The following is an 18,249-nucleotide window of genomic DNA, read 5'->3' as shown; positions in this document are numbered from 1 at the left end:
CCGCCCCGGGGGCCGGGCCTACCCGGCCAGCGCCTGTTCGCTGCGGTCGGTGCGCGGCTCGGATACCCGGGTCACCTGCGGTGCCGGGACTTCCCGGTGCGCCGGGTCCCGTACCTCACCGACCAGCTTCTCCAGTACGTCCTCCAGCGCCACCAGACCGAGCACCTTCCCCGATCCGTCGGCGACCTGGGCCAGATGGGTGGCCGCGCGCCGCATCACGGTCAGCGCGTCGTCCAGCGGCAGCTCCGCGCGGAGCGTCGCCATCGGACGCCAGACCTGCTGGGGGACGGCCCGTTCCCGGTCCTCCAGGTCGAGCACGTCCTTGACGTGCAGATAGCCCATGAAGGCGCCGCTGTCCGCACAGACGGGGAAGCGCGAGTAGCCGGTGCGCACGGTCAGCTCCTCGATCATCAGCGGGGTGACCGACGGGGCGACCGTGATCAGCTCGGCGCGGGCGATCAGCACGTCCGCGATCGGCCTGCTGCCCAGCTCCAGTGCGTCCTCCAGACGTTCCTGGGCCTCCGAGTCCAGCAGACCGGCCTGGCCCGAGTCCTCGACGAGCCGGTTGAGCTGCTCGCTGGTGAAGACCGCCTCGACCTCGTCCTTGGGCTCGACGCCGAAGAGCTTCAGCACCAGCCGGGCACAGGCCCCGAGTGCGACGGTCACCGGGCGGCACAGCCGGGCGAAGCCGACGAGTCCGGGGCTGAGCCAGAGCGCGGTCTTCTCGGGTGCGGCCATGGCGAGGTTCTTCGGGACCATCTCGCCGATGACCAGATGCAGCGAGACCACGAGCGCGAGAGCGATCGCGTACCCCAGCGGATGGACCAGACCGCCGGGCAGCCGGACCGCCTGGAAGACCGGCTCCAGGAGGTGGGCGACGGTCGGCTCGGCGACAGCGCCCAGTGTCAGCGAGCAGACGGTGATGCCGAACTGCGCGGCGGCCATCATCCGCGGCAGGTTCTCCAGGCCGTAGAGCACCTTGCGGGCCCGTGCGGAGCCCTCGGCGGCCAGTGGCTCGACCTGGCTGCGGCGTACGGAGACGAGCGCGAACTCCGCCCCGACGAAGAAGCCGTTGGCGAGTACCAGGGCGACGGCGAAGAGGAGCTGGAAGAAGCTCATCGCACGCCCTCCATGACCGGGACGGGCACATCGGCGGTACGGACCAGCCGCACCCGCTCGGCGCGGTAGCGCTCGACCCTGCGGACCGAGAGCCGCCAGCCGGGCAGTTCGGCCCGGTCGCCCGGGGCGGGGATGCGTCCCAGCAGGTCTGCCACGAGTCCGGCGACGGTCTCGTACGGGCCCTCGGGGACCTCAAGACCTATCCGCCGCAGGGTGAGGACCCGGCAGCTGCCGTCTGCCTCCCAGGCGGGGTTGCCGTCCTCGGCGGGGGCCGGGGACAGCTCGGGGCGGTCGGCGTCGGCGCCGTCGTGCTCGTCCCTGACCTCCCCGACCAGCTCCTCGACGATGTCCTCCAGGGTGACGACTCCGGCGGTGCCGCCGTACTCGTCCACCACCACGGCGATCGGCTGCTCGGTGCGCAGCCGCTCCAGGAGCTGCTGCACGGGCAGCGTCTCGGGCACCAGGAGCGGTGCGACGGCGACCCGTCCCACCGAGGTCCGGTGCCTGGCCTGCACCGCCACGGCGAGCGCGTCCTTCAGATGGACCATGCCGACGACCTCGTCGATGCGCTCCCGGTAGACGGGGAAGCGGGAGAGGCCGGTGGCGCGGGTGAGGTTCAGTACGTCGGCCGCCGTCGCCGACGACTGGAGTGCGCTGACCTTCACCCGGGGGGTCATGACGTGCTGGGCGGTGAGCCCGGCCAGCGAGAGGGTCCTGACGAAGAGGTCGGCCGTGTCCTGTTCCAGCGTGCCGGCCTGCGCCGAGTGGCGGGCCAGCGAGACGAGTTCGCCGGGGGTACGGGCCGAGGCCAGCTCGTCGGCGGGCTCGACGCCGAGCGCCCGGACCAGCCGGTTGGCGACGGTGTTCAGCAGACTGATCACCGGCCGGAACGCGGTCGAGAAGAGGTGCTGGGGGCCGGCGACGAACCTGGCCACCTGGAGCGGCCTGGACACCGCCCAGTTCTTCGGGACCAGTTCGCCGAGCACCATCTGCACGGCGGCGGCGAGCATCATGCCGAGCACCACGCTGATCCCGGACACGGCCCCCGCGGGCAGCCCGGTGGCGGTGAGCGGTCCTTCGAGCAGCTCCGCGAGCGCGGGCTCGGCGAGCATTCCGACCACCAGCGAGGTGATGGTGATGCCGAGCTGGGTGCCGGAGAGCTGGAAGGAGAGTTCCCGCAGGGCCCGTACGACGGTGCGGGCCCGCCGGTCGCCGTCCGCGGCGGCGCGTTCGGCGTCCGGCCGCTCCACGGTGACGAGGCCGAATTCGGCCGCGACGAAGAATCCGTTGGCGAGGATCAGGAGGAAAGCCGCTCCGAGGAGCAGAAGGGGAATGGTCATGCCGCCGCCTCCAGGAGGGGGGCGGCGCACGTACTACCGGATGATCCGTCCATTGCTGGAAGGAATCACTCCTCATGTCGCAGGGGTGCCCCGCGGACCGCGTGGGTCACAGAATGCGGGGCGGGGCGCACCTGGCGCCCCGCCCCAGAGTAATCAAACAGCGGCCCGGCGCGTCAGGGGCTCAGCCGTCCGTACCTGTCCGGCGGGCGGATCCTGCTACTCCGCCGGGGTGCTCCGGTCGTCGGTGGCCGGGCCGCGTGAGTCCGCCAGGGCGCGCAGGGCGCGGGCGTCGCGGATGGCCTGGGCCTTGCCGATACCGGGCTGGATGCCGAGGGCGGGGAGGCTGGTGCCGTCGCTGAGGTCGAGGAAGACCCAGGCGTCGCCGGGGCGCAGATTGACGTGCAGGATCTCCGGCCAGGCCAGCCGGCGCCTGGATGTGAGATTGACGACGGTGACGCCGTCCTCGTCCGCGACGACCTTGGGGCGGCTGAGCAGCGCCAGCACCCCGAAGAAGACAGCCGCGGTGAAGATGAACGAGACACGCTCACCCGGCGTCAGGGTCTCCAGCATCAGGGAGACGACGCTGAGGACGACGAACATGACCGTCCCCACCGACAGCAGCACCACCCGCGTACGGGTCGGCCTGAAGGTGACCGGGAGGGCGGGAAGTTCGGGGGCGGTCATGATCCGTTCGTCCTTCGTGCTGGTCAGAGACGGCAGGCGTGGATGGCCGTGGTGAGGATGGCGCGGGCGCCGAGTGCGTAGAGGTCGTCCATGATCCGCTGGGCTTCGCTGGCCGCGACCATCGAGCGGACGGCGACCCATCCCTCGTGGTGCAGCGGGGAGATGGTCGGCGACTCCAGGCCGGGCGTGAGGGCCACGGCCTGCTCCAGGAACTCGACCCGGCAGTCGTAGTCCATCATCACGTAGCTCCGGGCCACCAGGACGCCCTGGAGGCGGCGCAGGAACTGCTGCGCCTTGGGCTCGTCGGCGTCGGCTCCGATCCGGCGGATGACGACGGCCTCGGACTTCATGATCGGTTCGCCGATGACTTCGAGTCCGGCGTTCCGCAGTGAGGTGCCGGTCTCGACGACGTCCGCGATGACCTGGGCGACGCCCAGCTCGATGGCCGTCTCGACGGCGCCGTCGAGGTGGACGACTGCCGCGTCGACGCCCTGCTCGGCGAGGGCTTTGGCGACGATTCCCTCGTACGAGGTCGCGATCGTCATGCCGCCGAAGTCCGCCGGGCCCTTCGCCGTGCCGGGCTTGGTGGCGTACCGGAAGGTCGAGCGGGCGAAGCCGAGCTGGAGGATCTCCTCCGCCTCGGCCCCGGAGTCCAGCAGCAGGTCGCGGCCGGTGATGCCGATGTCGAGCTTGCCGGAGCTGACGTAGATCGCGATGTCGCGCGGGCGGAGGTAGAAGAACTCGACCTGGTTCACCGGGTCGACGAGGACGAGCTCCTTGGACTCCTTGCGCTGCCGGTAGCCGGCCTCATGGAGCATCGCCATCGCAGGCCCGGAGAGAGAACCCTTGTTGGGGACGGCGATGCGCAGCATGAGGTCGGCTTCCTTCGTGCGGAGTGATTACGGGTGCTGAGGTGCTGGGGTGCTGACTGTCTGGACGTACGGAGACGGAGAGCGTGCTGGATCTACGAGGGCGGGTGCTCAGAGATGGGCGTAGACGTCGTCGAGTGAGATCCCACGGGCGACCATCATCACCTGAACGTGGTACAGCAGCTGCGAGATTTCCTCGGCTGCGGCTTCCTTGCCCTCGTGCTCGGCTGCCATCCACACCTCGGCTGCCTCCTCGACGACCTTCTTGCCGATGGCATGCACGCCCTTGCCCACCAGTTCGGCGGTGCGGGAGGTGGAGGGGTCGCCGTTGGCGGCCTTGAGCTGGAGCTCGGAGAAGAGCTCTTCGAAGGTTTTGTTCGCCATGATGCTGCTAAGAGTACGGGGTCCCCGTCCCCACTCAGCGCCAGGGTTCGCTGACCGTGCGCAGTGTGGTCGCGGTGGCGACAGCAGCGGTGACCGCTTCGTGCCCCTTGTCCTCGTTGGATCCTTCGAGGCCGGCCCGGTCCAGCGCCTGTTCCTCGGTGTCGCAGGTCAGCAGGCCGAACCCGATCGGGACGCCGGTGTCGACCGAGACCTGGGTGAGGCCGCCCGTGACGCCCTGGCAGACATAGTCGAAGTGCGGGGTGCCGCCCCTGATGACCACGCCGAGAGCGACGATCGCGTCGTAGCCGCGGCCCGCGAGGACCTTGGCGACCACCGGGAGTTCGAAGCTGCCCGGGACCCGCAGCAGGGTCGGTTCGTCGATGCCCAGCTCGCCCAGGGCGCGCAGTGCGCCGTCGACGAGGCCGTCCATGACCTTCTCGTGCCACTGGGCCGCGATGACGGCCACGCGCAGGTCGCCGCAGTTCTTCACGGTGAGTTCGGGTGCGCCCTTGCCGCTCATGTCTGTCTCTCCTCGTGCTTCTCGTTCTCGGGCCGGCTGGTCTGCTGTTGGCCCGGTCCTACTGGTTGCCGCAGGCGGACGTGGTGTCCAGCCAGGGCAGGTCGTGTCCCATCCGGTCCCGCTTGGTGCGCAGGTACCGGAGGTTGTGCTCGCCCGCCTGGACGGGCATGGCCTCCCGGCCGGTGACGTCCAGGCCGTGCCGGACGAGGGCGGCGGTCTTCTCGGGGTTGTTGGTCATCAGCCGCAGGCTGCGTACCCCGAGGTCCGCCAGGATCTGCGCTCCGGCGCCGTAGTCACGCGCGTCGGCGGGCAGCCCGAGTTCCAGGTTGGCGTCCAGGGTGTCGCGGCCTCGCTCCTGGAGCTCGTAGGCGCGCAGCTTGGACAGCAGCCCGATGCCGCGCCCCTCGTGGCCTCGCAGGTAGACGACGACGCCGCGGCCCTCGGTGGTGATGCGCTCCATGGAGGCTTCCAGCTGGGGGCCGCAGTCGCAGCGCAGCGAGTGGAAGATGTCGCCGGTGAGGCACTCGGAGTGGATCCGCACCAGGACGTCGTCGCCGTCCCCGATCTCCCCGTGGACCAGGGCGACATGCTCGATGCCGTCGGCGATGGAGCGGTAGCCGTACGCGGTGAACTCGCCGTAGGCGGTGGGGAGGCGGACGGTCGCCTCGCGGCGTACCCGCGGTTCGGAGCTGCGGCGGTAGGCGATCAGGTCCTCGATGGAGATGATCGTGAGGCCGTGCTTGCGGGCGAAGGGGACCAGCTCGGGCAGGCGCAGCATCACCCCGTCCTCCCCCGCGATCTCGACGATCGCGCCGGCCGGGCGCAGACCGGCCAGCCGGGCCAGGTCGACGGCCGCCTCGGTGTGCCCGTTGCGCACGAGCACGCCGCCGGGCTTGGCCCGCAGCGGGAAGACGTGCCCGGGGCGTACGAAGTCCCCGGCGCCGGCCCGGCCGTCGGCGAGCAGCCGCAGGGTGGTCGCGCGGTCGGCGGCGGAGATTCCGGTGGTGACCCCGTGCGCGGTGGCGGCGTCGACGGAGACAGTGAAGGCCGTCTTCATCGACTCGGTGTTGTTCTCGACCATCTGCGGGAGGTCGAGCCGGGCCAGCTCGTCGCCCTCCATGGGCGCGCAGATCAGTCCACGGCACTCGCTCATCATGAACGCGACGATCTCGGGGGTGGCCTTCTCGGCCGCGATGACGAGGTCGCCCTCGTTCTCGCGGTCCTCGTCGTCGACGACCACCACCGGCCGGCCCGCCGCGATGTCGCGTACGGCCTGTTCCACGGGGTCGAGGGAGAGGTCCTCGGCGTTGTCGGTCGAGTACCAGACGGGCTCGGCAGTCATGCTGCTGCTCCTTCCAGGGCGGGCTTGACGCTCGTACGGGATCGCAGCCACCAGTCGCGCATGCCCCAGAGGACGAGCGCGAAGTAGACCACGTAGACCAGACCGGAGAAGGCCAGGCCGCTGTGGAAGGCGAGGGGGACGCCGACGAGGTCGACGAGCAGCCACGCGAACCAGAATTCGACGAGACCGCGCGCCTGGGCGACCATCGCGACCAGGGTGCCGACGAATATGTAGGCGTCGGCCCACGGGCTCCAGGACAGGGAGGGGACGGCCAGGAAGAGCGCGGCCACGGCGACGGTGCCGACCACGGCGCCCGCCAGCAGCAGCCCGCGCTCACGCCAGGTCGCGAACCGCACGGCGATGCTGCCGTCCTGGGCCTGCTGCCTGCCCCGGGTCCAGGACCACCAGCCCCACAGGGCGATCCCGATGACCAGCAGCTGTTTGCCGACTCCGCCGCTGAGATGGGCCGATGAGTACGCGCCGACGAGGATGACGCCGGACAGGAACTGCGCGGGCCATGTCAGCACCGAGCGGCGCCAGCCGAGGGCGAGCGCGATCAGCCCGATGGTGTTGCCGATCATGTCGGACCACAGGATGTGCTGGCCGAGCACGGTGAACGCCTCGGTGTTCAGCCAGGTCAGTGCGCTCACTTCAGCGGCCCTCCGGTTCGGGTGTGGCCCGGGTGCCGTCGGCGCCGAGCAGCCGCTCGACGTACTTGGCGAGTACGTCCACTTCGAGGTTGACCGGGTCGCCCGCCTGCTTGATGCCGAGGGTGGTCAGGGCGAGGGTGGTGGGGATGAGGCTGATGGTGAAGTAGTCAGGCCCGGCGTCGACGACGGTGAGGCTGACTCCGTCGACGGTGATGGAGCCCTTCTCCACGACGTACCGGGAGAGGTCCGACGGGAGTGAGATCTTCACGAACTCCCAGTTGTCGGACGGTTTGCGTTCGACGACCGTGCCGGTGCCGTCCACATGGCCCTGGACGAGGTGTCCGCCGAGGCGGCCGCCGAGCGCCATGGGGCGTTCGAGGTTGACCCGGGAGCCGGTGGCGAGCGCGCCGAGGCTGGAGCGGTTGAGTGTCTCGGCCATGACATCGGCGGTGAACTCGCCACCGCCGGATTCGACCACGGTGAGACAGACGCCGTTGACGGCGATGGAGTCGCCGTGCTTGGCGTCCTCGGTCACGACCGGTCCGCGCAGGCGGAAGCGGGAGGCGTCGCCGAGGTTCTCGACGGCGGTGACCTCACCCAGTTCTTCGACGATTCCGGTGAACACGGCGCTCAGCGCTCCTTAGGGGTGGCGGTGATCCGCAGATCGGGGCCGATGCGGACGGTCTCGGTGACGTCGAGTCGCAACGCGTCGGTGATGGTGGTGATTCCGGCGTCGGCGAGGGCCGCGGGGCCCGCGCCGAGGAGGACAGGGGCGAGATAGCCGACGACCCGGTCGACGGCGCCCGCGGCGACGAAGGAGCCCGCCAGCGTCGGCCCTCCTTCGAGGAGTACGGAGCGGACACCGCGCGCGTGCAGCTCGGCGAGCAGCGCGTCGACGGCGATACCGGCTCCGTCGTACGGCAGCCGCGCCACTTCGGCGGCACTCGCTCCGGGGAGCGGGGGCGTGGTGACGCCCTTGCCGACGACGACCAGCGTCGGTGCCGCGTCGTCCAGGACCCGGGCGGTGGGGGTGAGGGAGCGGGCGTGGGTGTCCAGGACCACCCGCAGCGGCTGGGTGGCGCCCTCGATACCGCGGACGGCGAGGTGCGGGTCGTCGGCGCGCAGGGTTCCCGAGCCGACGAGGACCGCGTCGGACTCGGCGCGCAGCCGGTGGACGTCGGCGCGGGACTCGGCCGATGTGATCCAGCGGCTCGTCCCGTCGGCGGCCGCGGTGCGGCCGTCGAGCGTCGCCGCGTACTTCCAGGTCACATGGGGGCGGCCGAGGCGTACCGAGGTGAGCCAGGCGGTGTTGCCCGCTTCGGCCTCGTCGGCCAGCACGCCCGCCGTGACCGCGATCCCGGCCGCGCGCAGGGTGTCGGCGCCGCCGGTGGCCTGCGGGTTGGGGTCGGCGACCGCGTACACCACGCGGGCGACACCGGCGTCGATGAGCGCCTGGGAGCAGGGGCCGGTGCGGCCGATGTGGTTGCAGGGTTCGAGCGTGACGTACGCGGTGCCGCCGCGCGCTCTGTCACCTGCCGCCGCGAGTGCGTTGACCTCGGCGTGCGGACCGCCTGCCCGCTGGTGGAAGCCTTCGCCCGCCGGTTCGCCCGACGCGTCGAGGACGACACACCCGACGACGGGGTTGGGGCTGGTGGATCCGAGTCCGCGCGCCGCGAGCGCGATGGCTCGGCGCATGGCGTCGACCGCCTGTGGCGACGGAACGGCTGCGGTGGCCACCGGGTCCTCCTGCCTCTTCGGGCACGGACTCCGGGGCCTGTCGATGACGACAGAGAGCGGGACCACACAGGAACGCCGGGACCGGAGAAGGCTGTGTCGAGACGACACGCCACCGGCTACGGCGTACCAATACGGCCCGCCGCGCACTGCCTCCCATCCGGACTTTCACCGTCGGTCCAGGAATTACACCTGGTCAACCGCCCACTGGATGCGGACGGGTCGCGGACTATAACCGCCGGTTCGGAATTACACCGACCCCGGAGTGCGCTGCTGCTGGTACACGGCAAGTCTGCCACGTCCGGCCGTCGGCCATGCGGGCGAGCCGATGTGGGCTGGCTCACAGGCACTGCGACCGTCCGGTCACAGCCCGTGCCGGGCGGCCGGTCAGCCGCCGAACAGATCGTCCTGCGCCGCGTCCCGCGCGGTCAGCAGTGCGCCGTGCAGCACCGCCGCGCCGCCGAGAGTCCCGGCCCGCACTTCGGTACGCAGCGGGGAGAGTGCGGCCAGGCGCCGTTCCACCCGGGCCGCGAGGTCCGCGCCCCCCGCGTGGCCGATCTCGCCGCCCAGCACCACACAGCCCGGGTCGACCACCGCGGCGACGGCTGCGGCGCCGAGGGCGATGTGTCCGGCCAGCGCCTCCAGGAAGTCCTCGCCGCGCCGGCCCGCCGACGGAGCGGCCCGTACGACGGCGGCCGCCGGGGGTTCCCGTACCTCCGGCACCGCCGTGACGGCGTGCCGGTCGGCGAGCGCGCAGATCGCGGCGCTGCCCGCCAGGCCGTGGAACCCCTCGCCGCAGTCGGTGGCCGACGGGAGCCCTCTGCCGGGAACCGGGAGGAAGCCGATCTCCCCCGCGCCGCCCGACGCGCCCCGGCGCAGCTTTCCTTCGAGGACGAGGGCGGCGCCGACGCCGTGGCCGAGCCAGAGCAGGACGAAGGTGTCGAGCCCGCGGGCCGCGCCGGTCCGCTGCTCGGCGAGGGCGGCGAGATTGGTCTCGTTCTCGACCAGGACGGTGGCGGGCAGCCGCTCCTGGAGCGCGCCGACCAGGCTGCGGTGCCAGGCGGGCAGCCCGCTGGAGTTGCGGAGTTCGCCGGTGGCCGGGTCGATGAGGCCCGGGGCGCCGATCCCGACGCTGTGCAGCCGGGCCGCGCCGGCCTGCCGCACGGTGCGCTCCAGCAGGGCGGCCGCCTCCTCCACGGCGTCGGCGGGGCCGGGGCCCGCACCGTCTCCGATGGGCAGCGTGGCCTCGGCGAGTACCGCGCCGAGCAGGTCGGTGACGACCACGGCGACGCTTCCCGTCCGTACGTCGAGGGCCGCGAGGTGCGCCCGGTCGGCCACGATCCCGTACACCCGGGCGTTCGGGCCGCGCCGCTCCGCGCCCGCCTCGCCGACGACGGAGATCAGCCCGGCCGTCTGAAGCCGCTCCACGAGGTCGGCGACGCTCGGCCGGGAGAGTCCGGTGAGCGTCTTGAGCTGCCCGGCCGTCAACGGGCCCTCTCCCTGGAGCAGGTCGAGGGCGATGCGGTCGTTGACGGCCCGAGCGGTGATCGAGGATGCGGGCATGGCCGGGATCCTTCCAGATCTATTTATCAGGCAGGTTGCCTGATAGTTTACGGCCGGGCACGGCACCCGGCGGTACCGGGAGCCGCATCAGGGGTACGGGACAGCGAACGACGCTCGGGGAGGGCGCATGACCGGCGAGGCGGGCTTCAGCCTGGGCAGAGTGAAGCGGGCGCGCTACGCCCTGGCTGCCGTGTTCTGCGTCCATGGCGCGGTGACCGGCAGCTTCGCGACCCGCGTCCCCTGGATCCAGGAGCACGCCGGGGTGAGCGCGGGCCAGCTCGGTCTGGCGCTGGCCTTTCCGGCGATCGGTTCTTCGCTGCTGATGCCGGTCTCGGGTGCGGTCACCCACCGGTTCGGGGCCCGCAACGCGCTGCGCGGGCTGCTCGCGCTGTGGACGCTGGCACTGGCGCTGCCCGCTTTCGCACCGAATCTGGTGACGCTCTGCGCCGTGCTCTTCTTCTACGGCGCCGCCGCGGGCATGGCGGACGTGGCGATGAACGCACTGGGGGTCGAGACGGAGAACCGGCTCGGCCGGTCCATCATGTCCGGGCTGCACGGCATGTGGAGCGCGGGCGCCCTGATCGGGTCGGCCGCCGGCACGCTCGCCGCCCATCTGGGCAGCGACGCCAGGCTCCACCACTGCATCGCCGCCGCGGCCCTCACCGTGCTGGGACTCGCCGCCTGCCAGGGGGTACTCGACCTGCGGAGCACCGCGCACGACGAACCGCCGCCGCGCTTCGCGCTGCCGCCGAGGTCCGCGCTGGTCATCGGCGCTGTCGCCTTCTGCGCGGTCTTCGCTGAGGGCGCGAGCCTGGACTGGTCGGCGGTCTTCCTGCGGGACACGCTGGACACATCGGCGGGCGTCGCCGCCGGATCGACCACGGCCTTCTCGCTCACCATGGCGGTGGCCAGACTCGCCGGGGACCGGGTGGTCGACCGCTTCGGCGCGGTACGGACGGTGCGCGCGGGCGGGGTCCTGGCCACGCTGGGCGGGCTGGGGGTCGTACTGGCCCCCAACCCCTGGGCGGCGGTGGGCGGTTTCGCGCTGATCGGGCTCGGGGTCGCGGTGGTCGTCCCGCTGGCCTTCGCGGCGGCCGGGCGCAGCGGCCCCAACACCAGCCAGGCCATCGCGGGCGTCGCCACCATCACGTACACCTCGGGGCTCATCGCGCCGTCGGCGATCGGCGGGATCGCCAATGCGACCTCGCTGGTGGGCTCCTTCATCCTGGTGACGGTGCTGGCGTTCGGCCTGGTGCTGGCCGCGGGTGTGCTGCGCTCGACGAACCGCGTGGTGGCGGTGGCCGGGGCCGAGCAGGAGGCCTGACCGGGGCCGCTCTCCGCCGGTGACCGGGGCCGCTCTCCGCCGGTGACCGGAGCCGCTTCCCCGCGGTGACCGGAGCCGCTTCCCGGCGGTAAAGGGAGGGCCGGGCTCCGGATTAACATTGCTCTGGCCATTTCTGCCGCGAAGTGCACGATCAGCTGCCAGGCGAGACAGAGAATCAGCAGAGAACTGAACGAATGGGAGCGATCATGGGCGGCCTGGGCGTGCGCTGGACCTTGCACGGGGACGGGAAGACCCCCGCCCCGGGGGCCGTCGTACGCCCCGACGAACGGCTGACCTGGCCGCGCACCGCCGGTCTCGGCGCGCAGCATGTCGTGGCGATGTTCGGTGCGTCGTTCGTGGCGCCCGTCCTGATGGGGCTCGACCCGAATCTCGCGATCATGATGTCCGGTGTCGCGACCATGATCTTCCTGCTCGCCACCCGTGGCCGGGTCCCCAGCTATCTCGGCTGTTCGCTCTCGTTCGTGGGCGTCGCCGCGACCATCCGCGCCACCGGAGGCAGCAGCGCCACCGTCACCGGTGCGGTCTTCGTCGTCGGTGCGGTCCTCTTCGCGGCGGGTCTGGCCGTCCAGCGGTTCGGCGCGCGGATCATCCATGCCGCGATGCCGCCGGTGGTCACCGGTGCGGTCGTCATGCTGATCGGCTTCAACCTGGCGCCGGTGACCGCGTCCACGTACTGGCCGCAGGACCAGTGGACGGCGATCCTGGTGATGCTCTTCACCGGTCTCGCCGTCGTCTGCCTGCGCGGTTTCTGGTCCCGGATCGCGATCTTCCTGGGGCTGGTCTTCGGATACGGCCTCTCCTGGCTGTCCGACCGGGTCTTCGGGAAGATCCACTCGGTCGACTCGGCCGGCAAGGTCACCGACCACTGGCGTCTCGACCTCTCCGCAGTGGGCCACGCTGACTGGGTCGGGCTGCCGCACTTCCACGCCCCGAGTTTCCAGTGGTCGGCGATCCTCGTCGCGCTGCCCGTCATCATCGCGCTGATCGCCGAGAACGCCGGGCACGTCAAGGCCGTGGGCGAGATGACCGGCTCGAACCTGGACGACAAGCTGGGCACCGCCATCGCCGCCGACGGTGTCGCCTCCATGCTCTCCACCGGTCTGGGCGGTCCTCCCAACACCACGTACTCCGAGAACATCGGCGTGATGGCCGCGACCCGCGTGTACTCCACCGCCGCGTACTGGGCGGCCGCCTGCTTCGCCCTGCTCTTCGGCCTCTGCCCCAAGTTCGGTGCCGTGGTGGCCGCCATCCCGGGCGGCGTGCTCGGCGGGATCACCGTGATCCTCTACGGCATGATCGGCCTGCTCGGCGCGCAGATCTGGATCAACGGCAAGGTGGATCTGCGCAATCCGCTGAATCTCGTACCGGCGGCCGCGGGCATCATCATCGGTGTCGGCGGTGTCTCACTGAAGATCACGGACAACTTCCAGCTCAGCGGGATCGCGCTCGGCACGATCGTGGTCATCACCGGCTACCACGCGCTGCGGGCCATGGCACCGCCGCACCTCAAGTCGCAGACGCCGCTGCTGGATTCGGGCACCTCCTCGTACGAGAAGCCGGAGGGCGGCGCGGAGCCGGAGCCGGGCAGCGACGCCTGAGGCCTTTCGCTGGAGCCTTTCCGGCTTCGCCCGTTCTGAGGAAGTACGGGCGTGATGCCGCCGTCCGGCGGCCCGCTGCTGCCAGGCTGCCCCCATGACACAGACGGAACAGCGCGCGGCCCGGACCGTCCCCGAGCGGCGTTCGGTCGACGGTGTGGTGGCCAGGATGCGGGCCCTGCGCTCGTCGTGGCCGGCCGCGGACGGGGTGGCGGTCTTCAACAACATCTATCTGACGGTCACCGAAGAGGTCGGACAGCGCATCGAGGGACGGCAGTTCCCCGATCCGCGCCGCGCCACGACGCTCGACGTGGTGTTCGCGGAGCGCTATCTGGCCGCGGTCGGAGCGGTGGCCGACGGGCACCGGCCGCCCGCCTGCTGGCGGCCGCTCTTCCAGTACCGCCACCATCCCGGCGTACGGCCGCTGCAGTTCGCGCTCGCGGGCATCAACGCGCACATCGGCCACGATCTGGCGCTCGCGGTCATCGACGCCTGCCGTCTCCTCGGCTGCGAACCCGCCGCGCTCGAAGGGGACTTCCACCGGGTGGGCCAGCTACTCGAACGGCTGGAGGAGCGGATCCGCGAGGAGCTGATGCCGGGTCCTGACCTCCTGGAGATCATCGACCCGCTCACCCATCTCATCGGCTCGTGGAGTCTGGAGCGGGCCCGCGACGCCGCCTGGTCGGCCGCCCGGATTCTCTGGAGCCTGCGGGAACAACCGGTGCTGGCCGAGGAGTTCAGAGAGGGGATGGACGCGAGTGCCGGCCTGGTCGGCCGGTATCTGCTCACCCCCCTGCGCTGACCCGCCCGGCAGCGCAGGCTCTCCCGACGAAGGAGTTCACCATGGCGGTCCGGCTCGGTCTCGGCCTTCCTCAGATGAAGCAGTACGCCATCGGTCGTGACGTCCCGGCGGTGGCGCGTGCGGCCGAGGAGACCGGTTTCGAGTCGCTGTGGGTCTTCGAGCGGATCCTCTTCCCGGAGCCCGCGACCCAGGGGCTGTACGGCGTCCCGGGGCTGCCCTGGCCCGAGCAGTACCGCTCGGTGGCCGATCCCCTGGTGACCCTGACCCTGGCCGCCGCGGCGACCGGCCGGGCGGAGCTGGGCACCAGTGTGCTGGTGGCGCCGCTGCATGTGCCCTTCCAGCTGGCCCGCTCCCTCGCCTCGCTCGACGCGGCGAGCGGCGGCCGGGTCGTGGCCGGGATCGGGACGGGCTGGTCCCACGACGAGTACGCGGCGGCGGCCGTGGCCCCCTTCGCGAAGCGGGGCGCGCTCCTGGACGAACTGCTCGATGTCTTCGCAGCGGTGTGGGGTCCCGATCCGGTGGCGTACGAAGGGGAGTTCACCACGATCGCGCCCGCCGTGGTCGGCCCCAAGCCGGCCCGCCCGATCCCGGTCCGGCTGCCGGCGGGCGGCCCGCGTGCGCTCCGGCGGCTGGTCGACCGGGCGGACGGCTGGATTCCGGTCGCCCTGGGGCCCGGCGCCCTGGCCGAGGAGTGGCGGAAGATCCAGGACCTGGCGGGCGAACGGGGCCGCGAGCGCCCGCTGACCGTGACGGTCCGGGTCAACGCGACCCACAGCGTGAAGCCGTACGAGGGCGGGGACCGCAAGCCGTTCCAGGGCAGCACCGCGCAGATCGTCGAGGATCTGGCGGCTCATGCGGAGACCGGGGTGGCCACCGAGTTCCTGCTCGACCTCCAGAGCACGATGCGTGACGCGCACGAACTGACCGACGTGGCCGCCGAGGTGTACGCGGCAGCGCGCGCGGCCGGGATCTGACCGGCCGGCCGGCGCACGGCCTCCCCGCGCTCCCCCGTACTCCCCCGGGCTCAGAGCCCAGGGGTCCAGGGGCTCAGTCCTCGGGGAGTTCGACCGGCGCGATCTCGTCGTACAGGTCGCCGGGCCCGGGGTTGGCCGCGTCGGTCGTACCGCCGAAGTGGTGCATGACGCCCCAGACCGCGTTGAGCGCGGTCTGCACGGCGCCCTCGGCCCAGCCCGCCGTCCAGGAGATGTCGTCGCCCGCGAGGAACAGCCCGCGCCGGTCCTCGGGGAGCCGGTCCTGCATGAAGTGGGTGAACAGCCGCCGCTGGTAGCGGTAGTGGCCGGGCAGGTTGGCCTTGAACGCGCCCATGAAGTAGGGCTCGTCCTCCCAGGAGACGGTGACCGGGTTGCCGATGATGTGCTTCCGGATGTCCACCTTCGGGTAGATCTCGCCGAGCGACTTCAGCATGACCTCCATCCGCTCGTGCGCGGAGAGCGGCAGCCACTTGAGGCTGTCGTCGCACCAGGTGTACGAGAGGCAGATCGTGGCGGGCCGGTCCGGTCCGTCGTCCAGCAGGTAGGTGCCGCGCGTCATCCGGTCGGTGAGCGTCATCGACATCGTGTCGCGGCCGGTCGGGTTGCCGTTGTCGTCCAGCGCCTCGTCGAGCCAGAAGGGCCGGTCCACCGGGACGAACAGCTTGGACGACTCCATGTAGTGGGTGCGCTCCATTGCCGTCCAGTGGTCGATGGGGAAGAGCGTGTCGTCGCAGTCGATCTTGGAGAGCAGCATCCAGGACTGCGCGGTGAAGACGGCCGCCGGGTAGGTGCGTATGTCGCCGGACGCGTCCGTGACGGTGATGCGGTTGCCTGCCGTGCGGTGCAGCCGGGTCACCGCGGCGCGGGGCTCCCCACCGTGCAGTGAGGCGAGCGAGGTGCCGGACGGCCAGTGGACGGTCTTCTGCGGTTCGCGCTCCCAGAGCCGCATCGGCAGCTGCTGCGAGCCCCCGACGATCCCGCGGTGGTGGTCGTCCGCCTCCGTGTAGACAACCCGGAGGATCTCCAGGATCGAGTTGGGGAAGTCGGTGTCCCAGCCGCCCGTCCCGAAGCCGACCTGGCCGAAGATCTCCCGGTGCCGGAACGAGGAGAACGCCTCGGACCCGCAGAGGAAGCCGTAGAACGTCTGGTCGTCCAGCTGCTCGACGAGCCGTGCCCAGATCTCCCGGATCCGCGGTACGTCCCGCTCGCGCAGGGCGCGGTTCATGTCGGAGAAGTCCGCGCCCTCCTCCAGGCAGGCGTTCCAGGCGTGCATCACATCGCGGTAGACCTGCGGAAGATCCTCCACGGACGTGGCGTAGTGCGACTCGCCCTTGAGGTCGACCACTGTCGAAGGGGTGCCGGGGGCCAGCGGGTTGGGGAAGGACTTCGTCTCAAGACCCACCAGGTCGATGTAGTGCTGGAGCGCCGTGGAGGACGGCGGGAAGCGCATGGCCCCCAGTTCCGCGGTGAGCGAGGGGTCGCAGCCGTCGAATCCCACGGTGCGCAGCCGCCCGCCGATCCGGTCCGCCTCGTACACCACCGGCTTGAGGCCCATCTTCATCAGCTCGTACGCGGTGATGATCCCCGAAAGCCCGCCACCGATGACGGCGACCTCGGTGCCGTGCTCGGTGGCCGGTATCTGGCCGAGGCCCGCCGGGTGCGCGAGGAAGTCGTCGTAGGCGTAGGGGAAATCCGGTCCGAACATGGTGATCGGCGGCTGGCCGTCGGCGTGCTGAACGGCGGTGTTGGGCACCGTGGACGTCATGGGGTACGGGCTCCTTGCACGGAAAGTCGCGGAAGCGGCTGAAGTAGCGGAAGTGCTGAAGTGGCTGATGCAGGGGCGCGCGGTACGAGCGGCGCTCAGACCAGCGAGTGGTAGAGGTCCGGTCGGCGGTCGCGGAGATACGGGTTGTTCTCACGCGAGGCGCGCAGCAGCGCGGGATCGGCGTCGCCGGTGATCAGCTCGGTGCCGCGTCCGGCGCGGGTGCGGACGGTCCCGTCGGGGCCTGCCAGACAGCTGAGGCCGACGAACTCGAAGTCGCCCTCGGGGCCGGTGCGGTTGACGTACGCGATGTACAGCTGGTTCTCGAAGGCCCGGACCGGCACCAGGGACTCGGCGACGAACTGGAAGGGGTGCATCTGGGCGGTGGGGACCAGGAGCAGATCGGTGCCGGCGAGTGCGTGCGCCCGGACGTTCTCCGGGAACTCCACGTCGTAGCAGATCATGATCCCGATCCGGAGCCCGGCCAGCTCCGCCTGGACGACGGGGGCGTCCCCCGGCGTGAACCACTTCTGCTCGAAGCAGCCGAAGAGATGGGTCTTGCGGTAGTTGGCCAGGCGGTGGCCTTCGGCGTCGATCAGCTGGGCCGCGTTGTGGATCTGCTCGCCGTGGCGTTCGGGGTAGCCGTAGAGCACGGCGATCCCGTGGCGTACCGCGATGTCCGCGACGGCCAGCGCACTGGCACCGTCGGCGGGCTCGGCCAGCCGGGGCACGTCCTCACCGATCGCGTATCCGGTCAGGAACAGTTCGGGGCAGACCAGCAGTCCGGCGCCGGAGGCCGCGGCCCGGCCCGCTGCCTCGTCCAGCGCGGTGAGGTTCCCCGCGACGTCGCCGGGACGGCCGGAACTCTGGAGCAGGGCGGTGCGCAGCGGCGGCATGGCAGACCTCGGACGGTACAGAAGGGGATTCTGGGGACAGACCGACGGTACGTTCAGCGGCTCCATGCGGACAAGGCGCCTCCATTGCGCATCACTGCACGATTCGTTGCGTCTCTGTGCCTGCTGATGGCGATCCGTTGCGTGCCCGCGAGCGGGCAGCGGGTCAGGGCTCCGCGGCGTACCGATTCCGCTGGGGGCGAACCCGGAACCCGGGAGTGATGGACTGGCACTGGTGGGGTAAGCGAGCGGGAGATGCTGAGGAGCCGCCCGTGGTTGTCATGGATTCGCCGTTGGCAGACAGTGCCACGGCCCGCGATGCCGCCAGCCGATTTCTGTCCCAGAACTGCCCCTGGGCCGATGTCGACGCTGTGCTGCTCGTGATCAGCGAACTCGCCGCCAACGCGGCACGTCACACCGCGGGCTGGTGGCACCTGCGGCTGAGCGCCGAGCCCGGCGTGCTGGTCGTGGAGATGGACGACGACAGCCCGGCGCACCCCGTCGCCCGTGAGCCCGACTTCTCGGGAGGCGGCGGGTTCGGGTGGCACATGGTGCTGCGGCTGGCCGGGCGGGTCGAGATCAGCCCGCGCGCGTCCGGCAAAACGGTCCGGGCGATCTGGTCGCATCCGCCGACCGGGCAGGCGGTCGGCTGAGA

The 18,249-nt window shown here is 71.3% G+C and carries 18 protein-coding genes and 1 riboswitch; of the genes, 5 read left to right on the top strand and 13 right to left on the bottom strand.

The features are described from left to right. Positions 1–18: 18 nt before the first annotated feature. The 11 genes from OG385_RS28845 to OG385_RS28795 form a co-directional block, all read right to left on the bottom strand. Positions 19–1,119, bottom strand: coding sequence for a hemolysin family protein (locus tag OG385_RS28845; protein ID WP_266859049.1), 1,101 nt, complete (start codon positions 1,117–1,119; stop codon positions 19–21). Beyond that, positions 1,116–2,459 carry a hemolysin family protein gene (locus OG385_RS28840; protein ID WP_266859047.1) on the bottom strand — a complete coding sequence of 448 codons (1,344 nt, stop codon included), beginning with the start codon at positions 2,457–2,459 and terminating at the stop codon, positions 1,116–1,118. Before OG385_RS28840 ends, OG385_RS28845 begins: the two co-directional genes overlap by 4 nt. 216 nt (positions 2,460–2,675) lie before the next feature. Continuing rightward, positions 2,676–3,143 carry a PH domain-containing protein gene (locus OG385_RS28835; RefSeq protein ID WP_266859045.1) on the bottom strand — a complete coding sequence of 156 codons (468 nt, stop codon included), beginning with the start codon at positions 3,141–3,143 and terminating at the stop codon, positions 2,676–2,678. 23 nt (positions 3,144–3,166) lie between these two features. Then, entirely contained in the window at positions 3,167–4,015 is an 849-nt protein-coding gene (gene hisG / locus OG385_RS28830) for an ATP phosphoribosyltransferase (RefSeq protein WP_266859043.1), read from the bottom strand. Between the two features lie 108 nt (positions 4,016–4,123). Beyond that, positions 4,124–4,396: a phosphoribosyl-ATP diphosphatase gene (locus OG385_RS28825; protein WP_164266345.1), complete on the bottom strand. Its 273-nt coding sequence runs from the start codon at positions 4,394–4,396 to the stop codon at positions 4,124–4,126. Positions 4,397–4,430: 34 nt separating this feature from the next. After that, positions 4,431–4,916 (bottom strand): 6,7-dimethyl-8-ribityllumazine synthase, encoded by a 486-nt coding sequence (gene ribH, locus OG385_RS28820; RefSeq protein ID WP_266859038.1) that lies wholly within the window; start codon positions 4,914–4,916, stop codon positions 4,431–4,433. Positions 4,917–4,974: 58 nt separating this feature from the next. Then, a complete protein-coding gene (locus tag OG385_RS28815) occupies positions 4,975–6,258 on the bottom strand; it encodes a bifunctional 3,4-dihydroxy-2-butanone-4-phosphate synthase/GTP cyclohydrolase II (RefSeq protein WP_266859036.1) in 1,284 nt (427 codons plus the stop codon). Further along, positions 6,255–6,908, bottom strand: a complete 654-nt coding sequence (locus OG385_RS28810; protein WP_266859034.1) for a nicotinamide mononucleotide transporter family protein — start codon at positions 6,906–6,908, stop codon at positions 6,255–6,257. The genes OG385_RS28815 and OG385_RS28810 overlap by 4 nt, the downstream gene beginning before the upstream one ends. A gap of 1 nt (position 6,909) precedes the next feature. After that, positions 6,910–7,533 carry a riboflavin synthase gene (locus OG385_RS28805; RefSeq protein WP_266859032.1) on the bottom strand — a complete coding sequence of 208 codons (624 nt, stop codon included), beginning with the start codon at positions 7,531–7,533 and terminating at the stop codon, positions 6,910–6,912. 5 nt (positions 7,534–7,538) lie between these two features. Next, positions 7,539–8,603: a bifunctional diaminohydroxyphosphoribosylaminopyrimidine deaminase/5-amino-6-(5-phosphoribosylamino)uracil reductase RibD gene (gene ribD / locus OG385_RS28800; RefSeq protein WP_266861240.1), complete on the bottom strand. Its 1,065-nt coding sequence runs from the start codon at positions 8,601–8,603 to the stop codon at positions 7,539–7,541. A 181-nt stretch (positions 8,604–8,784) separates the two neighbouring features. Further along, positions 8,785–8,915, bottom strand: a riboswitch (FMN riboswitch). Positions 8,916–9,029: 114 nt separating this feature from the next. Next, positions 9,030–10,205 carry an ROK family transcriptional regulator gene (locus OG385_RS28795; protein ID WP_266859030.1) on the bottom strand — a complete coding sequence of 392 codons (1,176 nt, stop codon included), beginning with the start codon at positions 10,203–10,205 and terminating at the stop codon, positions 9,030–9,032. Between the two features lie 127 nt (positions 10,206–10,332). Here OG385_RS28795 and OG385_RS28790 point away from each other — a divergent pair, with 127 nt between their 5' ends. The 4 genes from OG385_RS28790 (at position 10,333) to OG385_RS28775 (ending at position 14,921) form a co-directional block, all read left to right on the top strand. Beyond that, on the top strand, positions 10,333–11,529 hold the full coding sequence (locus OG385_RS28790; RefSeq protein WP_266859028.1) for an MFS transporter: 1,197 nt from the start codon (positions 10,333–10,335) through the stop codon (positions 11,527–11,529). 194 nt (positions 11,530–11,723) lie between these two features. Then, positions 11,724–13,148: a uracil-xanthine permease family protein gene (locus OG385_RS28785; protein ID WP_266859026.1), complete on the top strand. Its 1,425-nt coding sequence runs from the start codon at positions 11,724–11,726 to the stop codon at positions 13,146–13,148. Between the two features lie 94 nt (positions 13,149–13,242). Beyond that, positions 13,243–13,947 (top strand): DUF5995 family protein, encoded by a 705-nt coding sequence (locus OG385_RS28780; protein ID WP_266859024.1) that lies wholly within the window; start codon positions 13,243–13,245, stop codon positions 13,945–13,947. Between the two features lie 41 nt (positions 13,948–13,988). Then, the gene (locus OG385_RS28775) at positions 13,989–14,921 is read left to right on the top strand and encodes an LLM class F420-dependent oxidoreductase (RefSeq protein WP_266859022.1); all 933 of its coding nucleotides are present in this window, start codon (positions 13,989–13,991) and stop codon (positions 14,919–14,921) included. A 73-nt stretch (positions 14,922–14,994) separates the two neighbouring features. On the opposite strand, the gene OG385_RS28770 is transcribed toward OG385_RS28775, so the two are convergent. Then, entirely contained in the window at positions 14,995–16,704 is a 1,710-nt protein-coding gene (locus OG385_RS28770; protein ID WP_266859020.1) for an NAD(P)/FAD-dependent oxidoreductase, read from the bottom strand. A 95-nt stretch (positions 16,705–16,799) separates the two neighbouring features. Continuing rightward, complete coding sequence (locus tag OG385_RS28765; protein ID WP_266859018.1) at positions 16,800–17,597, bottom strand: carbon-nitrogen hydrolase family protein; 798 nt, start codon at positions 17,595–17,597, stop codon at positions 16,800–16,802. Positions 17,598–17,887: 290 nt separating this feature from the next. On the opposite strand from OG385_RS28765, the gene OG385_RS28760 reads away from it, so the two are divergent. Then, positions 17,888–18,247 (top strand): ATP-binding protein, encoded by a 360-nt coding sequence (locus OG385_RS28760; RefSeq protein WP_266859016.1) that lies wholly within the window; start codon positions 17,888–17,890, stop codon positions 18,245–18,247. Positions 18,248–18,249 lie beyond the last annotated feature (2 nt).

Source organism: Streptomyces sp. NBC_01306, from assembly GCF_026340465.1.
Taxonomy (GTDB): Bacteria; Actinomycetota; Actinomycetes; order Streptomycetales; family Streptomycetaceae; genus Streptomyces.
Note: the sequence above shows the minus strand (reverse complement) of the source record. Positions and strands in the feature narration are given on the sequence as shown.

Excerpts from the sequence above, each read along its gene's own strand:
- OG385_RS28845 (WP_266859049.1), bottom strand. The coding sequence starts at position 1,119 with ATGAGCTTCTTCCAGCTCCTCTTCGCCGTCGCCCTGGTACTCGCCAAC.
- OG385_RS28840 (WP_266859047.1), bottom strand. The coding sequence starts at position 2,459 with ATGACCATTCCCCTTCTGCTCCTCGGAGCGGCTTTCCTCCTGATCCTC.
- OG385_RS28835 (WP_266859045.1), bottom strand. The coding sequence starts at position 3,143 with ATGACCGCCCCCGAACTTCCCGCCCTCCCGGTCACCTTCAGGCCGACC.
- hisG (WP_266859043.1), bottom strand. The coding sequence starts at position 4,015 with ATGCTGCGCATCGCCGTCCCCAACAAGGGTTCTCTCTCCGGGCCTGCG.
- OG385_RS28825 (WP_164266345.1), bottom strand. The coding sequence starts at position 4,396 with ATGGCGAACAAAACCTTCGAAGAGCTCTTCTCCGAGCTCCAGCTCAAG.
- ribH (WP_266859038.1), bottom strand. The coding sequence starts at position 4,916 with ATGAGCGGCAAGGGCGCACCCGAACTCACCGTGAAGAACTGCGGCGAC.
- OG385_RS28815 (WP_266859036.1), bottom strand. The coding sequence starts at position 6,258 with ATGACTGCCGAGCCCGTCTGGTACTCGACCGACAACGCCGAGGACCTC.
- ribD (WP_266861240.1), bottom strand. The coding sequence starts at position 8,603 with ATGCGCCGAGCCATCGCGCTCGCGGCGCGCGGACTCGGATCCACCAGC.
- OG385_RS28795 (WP_266859030.1), bottom strand. The coding sequence starts at position 10,205 with ATGCCCGCATCCTCGATCACCGCTCGGGCCGTCAACGACCGCATCGCC.
- OG385_RS28790 (WP_266859028.1), top strand. The coding sequence starts at position 10,333 with ATGACCGGCGAGGCGGGCTTCAGCCTGGGCAGAGTGAAGCGGGCGCGC.
- OG385_RS28785 (WP_266859026.1), top strand. The coding sequence starts at position 11,724 with ATGGGAGCGATCATGGGCGGCCTGGGCGTGCGCTGGACCTTGCACGGG.
- OG385_RS28780 (WP_266859024.1), top strand. The coding sequence starts at position 13,243 with ATGACACAGACGGAACAGCGCGCGGCCCGGACCGTCCCCGAGCGGCGT.
- OG385_RS28775 (WP_266859022.1), top strand. The coding sequence starts at position 13,989 with ATGGCGGTCCGGCTCGGTCTCGGCCTTCCTCAGATGAAGCAGTACGCC.
- OG385_RS28770 (WP_266859020.1), bottom strand. The coding sequence starts at position 16,704 with ATGACGTCCACGGTGCCCAACACCGCCGTTCAGCACGCCGACGGCCAG.
- OG385_RS28765 (WP_266859018.1), bottom strand. The coding sequence starts at position 17,597 with ATGCCGCCGCTGCGCACCGCCCTGCTCCAGAGTTCCGGCCGTCCCGGC.